This is a genomic window from Oribacterium asaccharolyticum ACB7 (genome assembly GCF_000238075.1).
Taxonomy (GTDB): Bacteria; Bacillota; Clostridia; order Lachnospirales; family Lachnospiraceae; genus Oribacterium; species Oribacterium asaccharolyticum.
On sequence record NZ_JH414504.1, the window covers coordinates 536,028 to 551,343 of the forward strand.

The window sequence follows — 15,316 nt, forward strand, 5'->3', positions numbered from 1 at the left end:
TCTGGTAAAGACAATAATTCTTGGTATATTATGCCAAAATAACTCTTGAAAAACAAGCTTTTCTATTGTTAATTACTTATTCTCCCCTTCCGCAATCTTCAGCATTGCCAAAGTTCCGGTTCTTGCACATTCTAAAATGCTGACCGTTTTCAAGGTATCCAAAAACATATTGATTCGCTCCGGTGTATCACACATTTCGATAATCATCTGGCTTTTGCTGAGATCCGAAATCTTTGCTCCCATAATTTGGCAGTTCTCCATGATATCCTTTCGGTTATCCCGCTTATAACGCAGCTTTACCATAAGCAGTTCCCTGCAAAGTCCCTGATTTTCCGTAAATGTTCTCACCTTAATAATATCCAGCTTTTTATTCAGCTGTTTCTCAACCTGTTCCAGAGTTCTCTCTTCTCCGCTGGAAACGATAACCATATTGGAAACCGCACTATCTTCCGTTTCACCTACGGTTAAAGAATCAATATTAAAGCATCGTCTCCAAAATAATCCGGCAACCTTAGCCAGAACACCTGAACGGTTTTCTACCAAAACAGAGTAAATTCTTTTCATTAGGCCACCTCATTCGCATCCACAAAGACTTCCAGAATTCCATTTTCTTCTTTTCCCAAGAATTCCCGAATCCGTTCTGGAACAGCTAAATTGTTCGAAATCGAGATATAAGAAAGTCCATATGCGCCGGAAAGCAGAGATAAATCCGGATTTCCTGTAAGGTCAATCATGGAAAAATGGTCTTTATAAGCTGTTCGCTGATACTGTCTAACCAGACCGAGCACACCATTGTGAAAGACAATCAGTTTAACTCGAGCGCCATATTGGCGCATAGTGGCAAGTTCCATCAGACTCATCTGAAAGGCTCCGTCTCCCATAACCGCCAGAACCTCTCTCCCGGCCTCTTCCTTTCCGGTATTGCATTTTTCTTGCACTGCAAAATAGGCACCAATAGCCGCCGGAAGAGAATATCCCATTGTTCCCATGCCGCCGGAAGTTAAAAATCGACCTTCCTTCATCTTATAATGCTTGCAGGACCAAAGCTGGTTCTGCCCTACATCTGCCACATAGATTGCATTGTCCTTCAGTGCCAAATTCAATTCTCTTAGAAAATAATGCGGATTGACTAAAGGAGAATGCAACTCTTCTTTTTTCTTCTTTTCTACTAGAAGCTCCGCCTCTTCTTTAAAGCCGTTTAATTCTTCTATCCATTCCGTATAAGATAGTTCTTCTTTCACTGCAAGAAGACTATCCAGAACGCTGGATAAATCTCCGACAAGCGGAATTTCCGGACCGGCGTTCTTTCCAATCTCGGCAGGATCCACATCAATATGAATCAAAGTCTTATTTTCCGTAATCAAATCAGGTTGGCTGATTGATCGATCTGCAACTCTTGCCCCCATCATAATAATGAGCTCCGCCTTATTCATGGCCTTATTGCCATAGGATCTTCCGTTATTGCCCACCATGCCGAAATATAACGGATCAAGGTCCTGCATGGTACCCAGTCCCATCATGGTACTTACTACCGGAATATTGAATCTATGCGAAAAGTCCCTTACCTTTTTTGCAACATTTGCTAACAGAACCCCTCCACCGACACAAAGAATCGGCCTTTTCACATTTTGAAGGCGCTGAAACATTCTTTTGATTTGTACGGGATTCCCCTGTACAGTCGGTTTATAGGTTCTCATTTTCAGCTCATCGGGATACTGAAACTTCCGAAGGCTCGCCTTCTGCACATCGATAGGAATATCGATTAAAACCGGACCTTTTCGACCGGTCATGGCAATGTGAAAAGCTTCTTTAAAGACTCTTGGAATTTCTTCCGCATTTCTTAAGGTGTAGCTATACTTTACAAAAGATTCACAGGCGCCGCAGATATCCGCTTCCTGAAAAACATCAGAGCCTAAAAGTCTGCTTTCCACCTGACCGGTAATGACAACAAGCGGAATGCTGTCCGCAAAGGCCGTTGCAATTCCGGTAATCACATTGGTTGCTCCCGGTCCCGACGTTACGGCGCACACACCGGGTTTCCCGCTAATTCTGGCATAACCGCTTGCTTCATGTGCCGCATTTTGTTCAGAGCGGACTAAAACACTGTTGATTTCACTACTTTCCAGGCTATCGAAAAAAGGACAAATCGCTACGCCGGGATAACCGAAAACATAGCTAACCTTCTCCAGCTCCAAACATTTTACAATCGCATTCGCACCTGTCATCTTACCTCCTCTATACCAGGGAGAACCCTTCTTCTCTAAAACGTTTTTTAATTTCCTCAATATGGGCAAAATTCCGTGTTTCTATCCGTAAAGTCAGATAACATCCGTTGATGTCCGAATCCTCCACATTCATATTATGATCGACCTTCGTCACATTGGCACCAAGTTCCGCAATAATACGGGAAACTTCTTCCAATTGCCCCGGTTTATCCAAAAGAGAAAGCGTCAGAGATGCTTTCCTGCCGGTCTTTAAAAGTCCTCGACTGATAACGCGGGAAAGAATATTTACATCAATATTGCCGCCGGAAATGATACAAACCACCTTTTTCCCTTTAAGCGGAAGCTTGTTGAAGAGAACCGCCGCAACGGAAACTGCACCGGCTCCCTCCGAAACAATCTTCTGCTTCTCCATAAGTGTCAAAATCGCTGCGGCAATTTCGTCGTCACTGACGGTAACCAGTTCATCTACGTACTCTCTTACCATCTCGTAGCTTAAGTTTCCGGGAGATTTCACGGCAATACCGTCCGCAAAGGTATGCACCTCTTCCAGACTTTCCAGCTTCTTATCCGCTACAGCCTGCACCATAGATGCGGCTCCTTGCGCCTGCACACCGTAAACCTTACACTTCGGGTTTAATTTCTTAACCACAAAGGAAACGCCGGAAATGAGTCCGCCGCCACCGACCGGAACCACTACCGCGTCCGCATCCTCCAGCTGTTCCATAATCTCCATTCCGATCGTACCTTGTCCTGCCATGACATCGATATCATTAAAAGGATGAATAAAAACTGCACCGCTTTCCTTCTGGTATTCTACCGCAGCGTTATAGGCATCATCATAAACTCCGTCAATCATGCGCACTTCCGCCCCGTAATTTCTGGTCGCTTCCACCTTGGAAATAGGAGCAATGGCAGGAAGGAAAATGGTCGACTTTGTTCCGGCTTTTGTAGCGGCAAGTGCTACTCCCTGGGCATGATTTCCTGCCGAACAGGCTACAACACCCTTTTTCTTATCCTCCTCCGAGAGTGTGGATATTTTAAAATATGCACCTCGAATTTTAAAAGAACCGGTATTTTGCAGATTTTCCGTCTTTAAATACAAGTCACAATCTGCCTCAATTCTTGTCGCATGAACTAGATCCGTTCTATTGATCACCGGCTTTAACACATGAGCCGCCTGGTAAACTCTGTCCAGCGTAAGTTCCATTTTTCCCTTCTTCCTGCTTATCTCGCATTTTCAATTTATGAGTATTTTCCTCTACTTATCTTGCCTGATCCAAATCCTGAACCTGCTTCCATCCCATCTTATTACGAAGGTCTCTTCCTGTCTCGGAAACAAGGTTGTTCAGTTTTGCTTCTCTCATAGCAAGGAAGTGGGGTCTTCCGGCCTGATTTTCCAGAATCCAATCCTTTGCAAAGCTTCCGTCCTGGATATCGGAAAGAATCTTCTTCATCGCAGCCTTCACTTCATCTCCGATGATCTTCGGGCCTGCGGTATAATCACCGTACTCGGCAGTATCGGAAATAGAATAACGCATACCTTCAAAGCCTGCATTGAAGATTAAATCCACAATCAGCTTCATCTCATGCACACACTCAAAATAGGCATTTTCGGGCTTATAACCGGCTTCTACGAGAGTATTGAATCCTGCTTCCATAAGAGCACATACACCGCCGCAAAGCACTGCCTGCTCACCAAAAAGATCGGTTTCCGTCTCCTCTCTGAAGGTCGTCTCCAAGATACCGCCTCTTGCTCCGCCGATTGCTGCAGCATAAGCCTTGGCAATGTCCATGGAATTACCGGACGGATCCTGCTCGCAAGCCACAAGGCAAGGTACTCCCTTTCCGTCCACATACTGGGAACGAACGGTGTGTCCGGGCCCCTTCGGAGCAACCATGATAACATTCACATCTGTTGGAGGAACGATAGCATGGTAGTGGATGTTAAAGCCGTGTGCAAAAGCCAGGGTCTTTCCTTTAGAGAGGTTTCCGGCAATTTCTTCCTTATAGAGCTTAGCCTGTTTCTCATCATTCACCAAAATCATGATGATGTCCGCCTGTTTTGTTGCTTCAGCGGTATTTAATACGGTAAAACCGTCTTCTTTTGCTTTCGCAGCGGATTTTGAACCCTCATACAGACCGATTACCACATCTACGCCGCTATCCCGTAAATTCAAGGCATGGGCATGTCCCTGCGACCCATATCCGATTACCGCTACCTTCTTCCCTTTTAAAAGACTCTGATCACAATCCTTTTCATAGTACATTACAGCCATTTTTATTCTCCCTTTCTTATTCTGGCGGAAAAGATCAGAAAGTCATTTTTCCAAAACAAATAACTTCCGAAAAATGCCGTTCCTGCTACTCTTCCTTGGTCCCTAAGGAGCAATCCGCTCCCACTCTATCGCAAAGCCCATGGGCTTAGCTCATTAAATCATGTCCAATCGCAGAGCAATTACAACTTCACACGCTATGTGATTATGCCTCTGAAAACAGCCGCTTTTCAGACTTAGTCCAAATCCGTTACAGACTTCAGCTCTACCTTTCTTACGTCGTAAAGCTTTTCCAGCTGGGAAATGACCTGCATCCGCATATACTCGTCTCCGGTGGAAACAATTTCAATCTTGGTGCAACCCGGAATTTCAGTCGGTCCTGCCTGAATGGATTCTATATTATAGCCTCTCTTACAATACAAACCGGTGATACGATTTAGTACGCCGAAACGATTGTTGACAAAGAGATCAATGGTAAATTTCTTCATGCTTTCTCCTTATAAGATAATTTCCGCCACTGACTTTCCGGGTGGAATCATCGGTAAAACTTTCTCGTCTTTATCAATATGACAGTCAAGAAGGACCGGTCCTGCAATATTCTTTCTTTCCTCTAAAGCTTTCTCCAGTTCGGAAAGCTTATGGATGGAAAATCCTTTACCGCCGTAAGCTTCAATAAGCTTTACAAAGTCTGTTCCTCTGTCAAGGATTGTAGCGGAATACCGTTCTCCGAAAAAAGCGGTTTGCCACTGCCGAACCATACCGAGTACCTGGTTATTTAAAAGAACTATGGTAATCGGAAGCCCTTCCTTTACTGTCGTACAAAGTTCATTGCAGTTCATGGAAAAGGAACCGTCCGAGGTAATCAGCACTGTTTCCTCTTTATTCTTGGCAAAGCAGGCACCGATTGCGGCACCCATGCCGTATCCCATCGTTCCGAGTCCGCCGGAAGTCAAGAAAGTTCCGGGCTTTTCAAAGCGATAATACTGTGCTGTCCACATCTGATGCTGTCCCACATCCGTTGCCACAACCGTTTCATCCTTCGCGAAGCGACGAACCGTTTCCAGAATATTCTTTGGGCGAAAAGCGTCTTTTTCGAAACCGGTGACTTTCTTATAGCTTTCAATTTCCTTCCACCACTCCGGATTCTTTCTTTCCTTCAGTTTCGGAAGGACCGATTTCATCCATTTTTTTACATCCGCCTGTACTGAAAAATCAGGAGAAAGATTCTTTCCAAGTTCTGCCTTATCAATATCTACATGAATGATTTTGCAATTTTTCGTATAAGCGGACAGATTTCCTGTCGCTCTATCGGAAAAACGAACACCGACTGCGAGCATTAGGTCACATTCCGATTGTACCTTGGCCGCCTGGTAGCTGCCATGCATTCCCACTAAACCAAGACTTAAAGGATGAGAGTCCGGAAATGCAGTGCGTCCCATCATACTGACAGCTACCGGTGCATTTAACTTTTCTGCAAAGGCACGAAGATAGTCTTCTCCTCCACAGGCAATAACGCCTCCTCCGGCATAAATAAAGGGTTTCTTGGCACTATTCAGAAGCTTTATAACACCCTCTTCATCATAGGGCAATTCCGCCTTCTCCGGCATCTTGGGAAGTACCGCAACTCCGTACTCACACTCATTAACCTGTACATCCTTCGGAATATCAATGAGGACCGGTCCCTTTCTTCCCGAATTGGCAATCAGGAACGCCTCTTTAATGGTCTGTTCCAGTTCAGAAACATCCTTGACCATAAAGTTATGCTTCACAACAGGCTGGGTAATGGATACAATATCCACTTCCTGAAAACTGTCTCTTCCTAAAGCTTCCGTAGCAACATTCCCGGTAATGGCAACCAAGGGTACGGAATCCAGATAGGCGTTGGCAATGCCGGTAACGAGGTTTGTAGCACCGGGTCCTGACGTTGCTATCACTACCCCGACTTTTCCGCTTGCTCTCGCATATCCGTCAGCTGCATGGGCAGCCCCCTGTTCATGCGCCGTCAAAACATGGTGAATACGGTCTCTGCATTGATACAACTCATCATAAATGTTTAAAACCGCACCGCCCGGATAGCCGAAAACGGTATCTACCCCCTGCCGAATGAGTTCTTCAATTAAGATTCTTGCTCCTTTTAATTTCATTCCCCAACTCCCTTTCTCATTGAAAAAGCCTTACAGCGTAACGCTGTAAGGCTAAAGGCTCTCTAACTGTCTTTATCTTTCAAATGAGGCGTTACGCAAACAATCACTACTGTCTAAGACAATAATGCCCACGAGAATAATAATGACTGTGAGTGTAACCATTACATTCATTTGCTTGCTCCTCCTAAAAAATATGTCTGATTATCCCATAGCCCTTTTTCTATGTCAAGAATTTTCTGATTATGGCAGATATAACCTTTCGGGAATAAAGAAAGTGATCAACGCTCTCTTCCCAAAGTATTACACTATACTGATTATGCTACAGTTCGATTCTGCCATAATTTTTCCAAAGGAGAGGCTCTTCATGACTGGCAAAAATCATGGGTCTTTTCCCAATATGTTCCAGAAAAAAATACTCCATTTTAAGCCGATTTTCCTCATCTATTCCCGTAAAGGGTTCATCCAAAAACAAAATCTCAAAGTCGGCTATCATAGCTCTCAAAAAAGCAAGTCGTCTTTTCATTCCTCCGGAAAACTCGGAAACTCTTTTCTCTTTATTTTCACCGGAAAGTAAATCTTCAAAAAAATATGCAATTTCGGATGTAGTATACCCGGAAGGAATAAAAGAAAGATTTTCCAGTGCCGAAAGATTTTCCAAAAGCCGGTTCTCCTGAAACATCCAGGAGGCACGCAAGCTGTTTCCTCCCCTTGCAGCTTCTCCCATCACAATAGAAAATGTACCGCTGTCCAAAGTATCCAGGGAAGAGAGAATGCGCAGCAAGCTGGTTTTTCCCTTTCCGGAATCCCCGGTAATACGATAAATCGGATGCTTCATAAAATCGAGTTCACAAGAAAAATCCTGAAACAGAACTTGATTTCCATATGCCTTTGTCCCTTTTTCTATACTAAGTACCATTACACACTGCCTTTCGAGAAGATTTTTTTGAGAAGAAAAAGAACGAACCATTCAAAAAATTTGGAAAGAACAATCATGATAATGCTCCAAGCAAAGACATCTCCCATTTCCAAGCTGACTTTTGCATCCATTAATTGATAGCCGATACTTTGTCGCACCTGTCCGATCAGCTCCGCCGCGATACCGCTCTTCCATGAAAGCCCCATTGCAAGCTTTGCACTGCTCAAAATCTGCGGATAAATTCCCGGGATAAATATATAGCGAAAACGATTCCACAGAGAAAAGCGAAAGAGCTTTGCCATTTCAAGGGTAGATCGATCCAGAGTCTTTAATCCTTCCAGAAAATTAAAGTAGAACACGGGAAAGGACATCCAGAAGCTGATAAAAAAAGACAAGCTTCCTCTCCCCAGAAAGAACAATAAAATAATAACAAAGCTTGCCACGGGAAGGCTTCTCAGCAGAAACAGTGGAGCTTGAATCAAACTCTCGAAAAAAGGGTAACGATAGGCAATGAATGCGAAAACCAAGGCTAAAAGAAACGCCAAAAAATAAGCGGAAAGAATTCGGACGGAACTGAAATACAAAATCCCCGTAAAAGACGCTCTTCCCATGAGAATGACAATATGCCTTACTGTTTCGAGAGGTCCCACTAAAATAAAGGAATTGTTTACCAGTCTCGTAAACAATTCCCAAATCAGCAGCCAAAAACACAAAATAATTAGTTTCTGCAGCCTCTTTTGCATGAACGAATTAATGTGTAAAATAGAAATCCGCCTCGGGTAAAGCACCGCCGACAGACTTCGGATCTTCTGCAAAAAGCGCAGTAAAGTACTGTTCCAAGTCTTTCTTCATATTCTCTCCGTCAATAAAATGGACATTGCAATTCGGAATGGCTTTCTTGGCAAGCTCTTCCTTCTCTAAAATGCCGTACTTCACCATCAAAGCCGCTGTACTATCCGTATCTTTCTCAACTGCTTCAATACTTTCCTGCTCTTCCTTTAAGAAAGCCTCTACCTGATCTTTATTTTCTTCATAGAAGGACTTCTTAACAATCGTTACCGCAGTCGGAAGCTCTGTTCCGGGGAAAATCTTATTCCACTCTTCCGTCAAGGAGAACTTTCTCTCTAAAGCGGAATTCTGTAACAGTGTGGCAGTCGCAAAGGGCTCCGGCAAAATAGCAACAGCTTCCGGATTTTCCTTTAATTTTGCCGCAATTTCCGTCACATCCGTGTAAAATTCGGCATTTGCATGAATGGAATTTTTCTTTAACAAAGTATTCATCAGATATTCGGGACTGGCCCCCTGCCCGGTACTGAAATAGGTCTTTCCCTCCAAGTCGGAAAATGCTTTCACTTCCACGTTTCCGCTTACACCATAAAGAACGCCCAAGGTATTGATATTTAAAACATATAAATCTTTATTAAGTTTCTGATATAAAACAGCCGCCATGTTTGCGGGAACCGTCGCAATATCCGCCTTTCCGGAAACAAATTCGGGAAGAAGCGCATCCGGACTTGCCTCAATCTGGAAGCTATAGGGCAAATTATCCTTTTCCGCTTTGTCCATAAGATGTACAAGACCGATACTGGTTGGTCCCTTAAGACTGATGACTTTCAATGCCGACTCCGTCTCCGTCTTCGTCTCTTCCGAACTCTCTTCCGCTTTTTCCGTCGTTGCTTCAGCCTTTTCCGTTGTCACGTCCGTTGTAACGGCCTGTGTTGTTTCTTTCTCGGGCTTTTTCCCACCGCATGCGGCCATGCCGAGCATAACCGCAGTAGAAAGTAGTACCAATGCCATCCTTTTTTTCATAATAAGAACCCCTTTCTTTTGTGAAACCTTATCTTATAACATCTTGAAAACTCTTTACTTTGCCTTCCTCTTAAACAAGAGAACGCAAATCCAAGGGTTTTTGAATGCTATAATTTGCATTTGCAATTTCTTCCGGAGAACCATAGCCATACAATGCGGCAACCGAATCTATTCCCACCTCTTTTGCAGCATCAATATCATATTTTGTGTCTCCAACCATAAGACATTCTTCCTTTTTTAGATTCCCGTCACGTAAAGCCTTCTCTATAAGATGCACCTTACTGGAATCCCGCTCCGTCAGCTCCGTTCCGATTTCCAGAAAAAAATAATCGGAAATCCGGAAATGTTTGGTGATTTGTGCGGCAAAAAAAATCGGTTTTGCTGTAAGTAAAATCACCTTCTTCCCATGTTCTGCCAGAGTTTTTATGCACTCTTCCATTCCGGGATAAAGAGAAGCATCGAATATCCCATTGGTCGGATAAAACTCACGATAATAGGAAAGAGCCTCCTCAGCCTGTTCCGTACTGAAACCGTATACCCTCATAAAGGAATCCGTTAGAGCCGGTCCTATAAAACGTCTCAGCTTTTCCTCCGGTTGATGGTACAGAGAAAAATGATCCAAGGCATACTGCACAGACTTCTTGATTCCGGGACCGGAGTCCAAAATCGTTCCGTCTAAATCCAAAAGTATATTCTGATACTTTCCCATAATCCTCCTCTTATTTATGCTGAACAAAATGCCTCTCAGAGCATTTCCAATTTTTCTACAATGAAGTGACTGCCGGATAAACTCCGGTTTTTGCAAAAATCCTGAGAATCCGGCGTTCTAATCCTTCGGTTTCATATAGAAACGTCCCATTATATCCTTGGAATGAACGGTATTGATAAAGGCCTTGGGATCTATTTCTTTTATTTTCATCTTTACTTTTCTGGCATCCATAGAAGAAATCACGGAGTATACCATACTCTTTTCTTGATGCGCATAAGCCCCTTCCGCTTTCAAAATAGAGGCTCCATGATGACAAACCTCATGGATACCCGCTGCAATTTCATGAGGATAATCCGTAATAATAAAAAAGGTTAACTTCTGATAGTTTCTGTATAAAGCGGATAAGGTTTGTGTAGATACATACTGAAAAATAATGGAATACAAGGCTTTATCCCAACCGAAAAGGTAGCCGTTAACCAATAAAATTGTAGCGTTAAAATAAAAAATCAGATTCCAGGTATCCACTCCTTTCCGTTCCGAAAGATAAATGGCAATAAAATCCGTTCCTCCCGAAGTGGCATCCACCCAAAGACAAAGAGTAATTGCTACAGCATTCATGATTCCGCCAAATATGGAAATCAAGAGCTTATCGGAAGTAATCGGTCCAAGCTGCAAATAGTCCGTAAAGAAACCGGTAACCAAAAGCATAATTAAAGAGAAAAAAGTAAACTTTTTCCCCACATAACGAAAGCCTATATAGATAGGAATTAAATTGATTGTGATATTGACAAGAGAAAAGGGAATGGAAATATTAAAATAGCTTAGGGCTATCCTTTGAACTAAAACGGTAAGGCCATTTGCCCCACCGGGAAGAAGCCCGCCTGCAGAGACAAAGGTTTTCAAATTCAAAGCCATAAGAAGACCGCCTGCAATAACCCCTATTAGCCGTTTGCCATCTTCTTTCAAATCTATTTTCATGACTTTCCTCCCAAAAAAATTTCCTTCATTTTAACATCAGTAATGACTTTTGGAAAGTCCTTGTCCGGTGACGGATTTCCATTATCTTGTTTCCGGCTCATAAAACAGCAAAAACCCTAGGATTCAAGCCGTTCTTGGCTATCTTCCTAGGGTTTCTTTATAACAGGGGATGAGGGATTCGAACCCCCATCGGCGGTTTTGGAGACCGTTGCTCTACCCTTGAACTAATCCCCTTCGGTGCAAAACAACGTTGTTATTCTACTCTAGCTTTTAAAGATTGTCAACGCTTCACGAATGTTTTTTACCGGAATCAGTTGCACTCCCTGCACATTATAATTGTCCTTTTGTAAATGATAGGAAGGTAAAACGATTCGTTTAAATCCCAGTCGTTTTGCTTCTTCCACTCTCTGTCTGCTTTGACTTACCGCACGAACCTCACCGGAAAGGCCAACTTCGCCGAAAACCATAATATCTTCGGCAATCGGAATATTACGATAGCTGGATAAAAGAGCCAGTATAACGGCCAGGTCAACCGCAGGCTCGGAAATCCGCATTCCTCCTGTAATATTGATATAGGCATCAAACCGGGAACATTCTATTCCTAAATTCCTCTCTACAACGGCTAAAAGCATAGTGAGACGATTATAGTCCATCCCGTTTGCGGTTCTTCTCGGGATGCCAAAGGCGGTAGGTACCAGTAAGCCCTGTATTTCCATAAGGAGAGGTCTTGTTCCCTCCACTGCGGAAGAAACCACGGAACCGGCAGAGGAAACTGCTCTTCCCGACAAAAGAAACTCGGAAGGGTTCCTTACTTCCTCCAATCCGCTTGCTTCCATTGTAAATACAGCTATCTCATTCGTAGAACCGAATCTGTTTTTTTGACCGTAAAGAATTCGCAATTGGGTATTCTTTTCTCCTTCAAAATACAATACCGCATCTACCATATGCTCCAGAATTTTGGGACCGGCAACATTGCCGTCTTTCGTTACATGTCCGATAATACCGATTGCAATTCCTTTTTCCTTTGCAATCCTAAGCAATGCCGCTGTACAATCTCGAACCTGACTTACCGAACCGGGTGATGCGGAGACCTCCTCCAAAAACATCGTCTGAATCGAATCGACAACCAAAAAATCCGGTTCCAAATCCTCCACACTCTCCGCAATGTGTTTTAAATTGGTTTCGGATAGGAAATAGATTTCTCCCTCCGCTTTTTGCATTCTTTCTGCCCGAAGCTTAATTTGCTTTAAGGACTCCTCTCCGGATACATAAAGCACCTTTTTCCCCTGTTTTCCAAGATTCAAACAGATGGAAAGAAAAATGGTCGACTTCCCGATTCCGGGATCTCCTCCCAAGAGAAGAAGGGAGCCGGTTACAATCCCGCCCCCCAAAACTCTATCCAACTCAGCATAACCGGTTGAAAGCCTGTCTTCCTCAAGAAGAACAATGTCCTTTAGTTGCTTCATCTCTGCCCTTGCACCGGTGGTGTTTCTGGAAAATGCCCTATTCTTTTCCGGAAGCTCTTTCGGAGCCTCTACCATAGTATTCCATCGTTTACAGGAGGGGCACTGTCCTAACCATTTAATGGTTTCATATCCGCACTCTTTACAAAAAAAACGACTCAGACTTTTTGCCATTGTTAAACCTTTTCTTTTCGAACACTGGTACGTAAAGCTTCTCCACTTTTATCCACACGAAGATTGACCTTCTCTCCGGGAAGAACGTTCCCGTCCAAAATTGCCTCCGATAAAAGATCTTCCACTTCGGTCTGAATGGTTCTCTTTAACGGACGTGCCCCGAATTTCGGATCATAACCCTTCTCTATAAGGAAGGACTTGGCCTTCTTGTCCAGACTGATTCCCAGATTCATCTCTCCCTTCGCCCGGGCATAAAGATTCTTTAATAAAATCTCTAAAATCTGAGACATATCTTCCTTACTGATTGGACGGAAAACAATAATTTCATCTACACGATTCAGGAACTCCGGCTTAAAGAGATGCTTCAACTCTTCCAGAACCTTCGTTCTCATGTACTTATAATCCTTGTCTCCCTGATCAGCAGGAGAATCAAAGCCCAGTTTTTTCGGACTGATAATCTGTTCGGCTCCTACATTGGAGGTCATGATGATAATAGTATTTTTGAAAGAAACCTTTCGCCCCTGTGAATCCGTAATATGCCCGTCATCCAAGACTTGAAGAAGAATATTCAAAACATCCGGATGTGCTTTTTCAATTTCATCAAACAGAATCACGGAATAGGGATTTCTTCTAACCTTTTCAGAAAGCTGTCCGCCTTCATCGTAACCAACATAGCCGGGGGGAGAACCAATCATCTTGGAAACACTGTACTTCTCCATATACTCGGACATATCTACACGAATTAAATTCTGCTCGGAACCGAATACCGTCTCTGCCAAGGCTTTGGAAAGCTCCGTTTTTCCTACTCCTGTAGGTCCTAAAAACATAAAAGAGCCGATGGGACGTTTCGGATCCTTCAGTCCCACTCTACCTCGCTTAATGGCTTGTGCAACCGCATGAACCGCCTCATTTTGTCCGATCACACGGGTATGCAGAAGATTTTCAAGATTCTTCAGCTTCTCGCTTTCCGATTCACTTAACTTCTTGGCAGGAATTCTGGTCCAATCCGATACAATGTTCGCGATATCCGTTTCAGTGACATGGAGCTTGTTTTCTTCCCGCTCCTTCTTCCATTCTTCCAGTTCTTTATCCAGCCTTTTTTTCTTTTGTTCCTGTTTTTTCTTTATTAAAGAAGCCGCTTCGAAATCTTCCTTCCGAATGCAGTCCTCCTTCTCTATTTCCAGCTCCATAAGCTGTTCTCTCAAACGCTTGATTCCTTTCGGCTCACCGCTATGGGTAATACGGAGCTTCGAAGAAGCCTCATCAATCAAATCTATAGCCTTATCCGGAAGGTAACGATCATTAATGTAGCGGGAACTCAGCTTTACAGCCGCTAAAATCGCCGCATCGTCTATACTTACCTTATGATGCTCCTCGTACTTCTCTTTAATTCCTCTTAAAATCGCAATACTTTCCTCTTCGGACGGCTCATCAATCGTTATCGGTTGGAATCTCCTTTCGAGTGCCGCATCCTTCTCAATATGCTTCCGATACTCCTCAAGAGTGGTCGCACCGATAATCTGTAATTCTCCGCGTGCAAGGGCAGGCTTTAAAATGTTCGCCGCATCCAGGGCTCCTTCTGCACCGCCTGCACCGATAATCGTATGAATTTCATCGATAAAAAGAAGAACCTCTCCGTCGTTTCTTGCCTCGCTGATTACTCTCTTAATCCTCTCTTCAAATTCTCCTCTATACTTGGAACCGGCCACCATTGCGGAGAGATCCAAAGTAAGAAGACGCTTTTTCTCGATTATCTCCGGTACATCCTTCGCCACAATACGATTGGCCAAACCTTCTACCACAGCCGTTTTTCCTACTCCCGGCTCCCCAACAAGACAGGGGTTATTCTTGGTACGCCTGGAAAGAATCTGAATCATACGCATAATTTCCCGTTCTCTTCCCACTACAGGATCCAGCTTTCCCTCTCTTGCCAAAGCTGTCAAGTCTCTGGAGAACTGATCCAGGGTCGGCGTCTGAGAAACTCTTCCGCTTCTATCCTTTTCGCCCTTATCCTCAACAAACTGATCTCTTCCCATTGCGGTGTTCAATTGTGAATAAATCTTCTGCGTTGAGGCACCCAAGGTGGAAATAATCCTGGATGCCACACAGTTTCCGTCTTTCAATATTGCCAGAAGAAGATGCTCCGTTCCCACCAGTCGGGAACCGCTATCTCTGGATTCTTGCATGGCCTGTTCTAAAACTCGTTTCGCGGAAGGCGTATAACCGCTGGGGTCCGCAACGGAAAGCTTACCGTCCGTACTGATAAACTTTGCAATCATTTCCATGATTTTATCTTCCGAAATAGCGTTGGCTTTCAACACTTTTCCGGCAACCGCTGTGCCTTCCCGTACAAGCCCCAGTAAAATATGCTCCGTACCGATATATTGATGATGGCATTCTTCAGCAACCTCTATAGCCAGCTGAAGTGCTCTTTGTGCCTGTATAGTAAACTGATTCATCTTTTCACCCTAATCCTTTATACTCTTTATGAACCTTCCGGTTCTTTTTTATAGGAGAAAAACTTCCCCTTTATTCCATGCGAATCATTATACAACATAACGCAACAATCATACGTGTTATATTTGAATATTATGTGAACAAGAGGGGAAAACCCTACTCCAGTTA

The 15,316-nt window shown here is 43.6% G+C and carries 13 protein-coding genes and 1 tRNA gene; all 14 read right to left on the reverse strand.

From position 1 onward, the window contains the following. Positions 1 to 72: 72 nt before the first annotated feature. Positions 73 to 564 (reverse strand): acetolactate synthase small subunit, encoded by a 492-nt coding sequence (gene ilvN / locus HMPREF9624_RS02450; RefSeq protein WP_009428242.1) that lies wholly within the window; start codon positions 562 to 564, stop codon positions 73 to 75. Next, positions 564 to 2,225 carry a biosynthetic-type acetolactate synthase large subunit gene (gene ilvB, locus HMPREF9624_RS02455; protein ID WP_009536383.1) on the reverse strand — a complete coding sequence of 554 codons (1,662 nt, stop codon included), beginning with the start codon at positions 2,223 to 2,225 and terminating at the stop codon, positions 564 to 566. Before ilvB (HMPREF9624_RS02455) ends, ilvN (HMPREF9624_RS02450) begins: the two co-directional genes overlap by 1 nt. Before the next feature lie 10 nt (positions 2,226 to 2,235). Continuing rightward, positions 2,236 to 3,432: a threonine ammonia-lyase gene (gene ilvA, locus HMPREF9624_RS02460; RefSeq protein WP_009429659.1), complete on the reverse strand. Its 1,197-nt coding sequence runs from the start codon at positions 3,430 to 3,432 to the stop codon at positions 2,236 to 2,238. Between the two features lie 55 nt (positions 3,433 to 3,487). Next, positions 3,488 to 4,501, reverse strand: coding sequence for a ketol-acid reductoisomerase (ilvC, locus tag HMPREF9624_RS02465; RefSeq protein ID WP_009536384.1), 1,014 nt, complete (start codon positions 4,499 to 4,501; stop codon positions 3,488 to 3,490). Between the two features lie 233 nt (positions 4,502 to 4,734). Then, entirely contained in the window at positions 4,735 to 4,986 is a 252-nt protein-coding gene (gene ilvN / locus HMPREF9624_RS02470) for an acetolactate synthase small subunit (RefSeq protein WP_009536385.1), read from the reverse strand. 9 nt (positions 4,987 to 4,995) lie between these two features. Further along, entirely contained in the window at positions 4,996 to 6,642 is a 1,647-nt protein-coding gene (gene ilvB, locus HMPREF9624_RS02475; RefSeq protein ID WP_009536386.1) for a biosynthetic-type acetolactate synthase large subunit, read from the reverse strand. A 319-nt stretch (positions 6,643 to 6,961) separates the two neighbouring features. Then, positions 6,962 to 7,558 (reverse strand): ABC transporter ATP-binding protein, encoded by a 597-nt coding sequence (locus HMPREF9624_RS02480; protein ID WP_009536388.1) that lies wholly within the window; start codon positions 7,556 to 7,558, stop codon positions 6,962 to 6,964. Then, positions 7,558 to 8,271: an ABC transporter permease gene (locus HMPREF9624_RS02485; RefSeq protein WP_242822608.1), complete on the reverse strand. Its 714-nt coding sequence runs from the start codon at positions 8,269 to 8,271 to the stop codon at positions 7,558 to 7,560. The genes HMPREF9624_RS02480 and HMPREF9624_RS02485 overlap by 1 nt, the downstream gene beginning before the upstream one ends. 37 nt (positions 8,272 to 8,308) lie before the next feature. Beyond that, complete coding sequence (locus HMPREF9624_RS02490; RefSeq protein ID WP_009536390.1) at positions 8,309 to 9,367, reverse strand: ABC transporter substrate-binding protein; 1,059 nt, start codon at positions 9,365 to 9,367, stop codon at positions 8,309 to 8,311. Between the two features lie 70 nt (positions 9,368 to 9,437). Next, the gene (locus tag HMPREF9624_RS02495) at positions 9,438 to 10,076 is read right to left on the reverse strand and encodes an HAD hydrolase-like protein (protein WP_009536391.1); all 639 of its coding nucleotides are present in this window, start codon (positions 10,074 to 10,076) and stop codon (positions 9,438 to 9,440) included. 117 nt (positions 10,077 to 10,193) lie between these two features. Further along, on the reverse strand, positions 10,194 to 11,054 hold the full coding sequence (locus HMPREF9624_RS02500) for a YitT family protein (RefSeq protein WP_009536392.1): 861 nt from the start codon (positions 11,052 to 11,054) through the stop codon (positions 10,194 to 10,196). Positions 11,055 to 11,217: 163 nt separating this feature from the next. Further along, positions 11,218 to 11,288: transfer RNA gene (locus tag HMPREF9624_RS02505), tRNA-Trp, on the reverse strand. 29 nt (positions 11,289 to 11,317) lie between these two features. Next, positions 11,318 to 12,691, reverse strand: coding sequence for a DNA repair protein RadA (gene radA, locus HMPREF9624_RS02510; RefSeq protein ID WP_009536393.1), 1,374 nt, complete (start codon positions 12,689 to 12,691; stop codon positions 11,318 to 11,320). Between the two features lie 2 nt (positions 12,692 to 12,693). Beyond that, positions 12,694 to 15,150 carry an ATP-dependent Clp protease ATP-binding subunit gene (locus tag HMPREF9624_RS02515; protein WP_009536394.1) on the reverse strand — a complete coding sequence of 819 codons (2,457 nt, stop codon included), beginning with the start codon at positions 15,148 to 15,150 and terminating at the stop codon, positions 12,694 to 12,696. Positions 15,151 to 15,316: the final 166 nt, after the last annotated feature.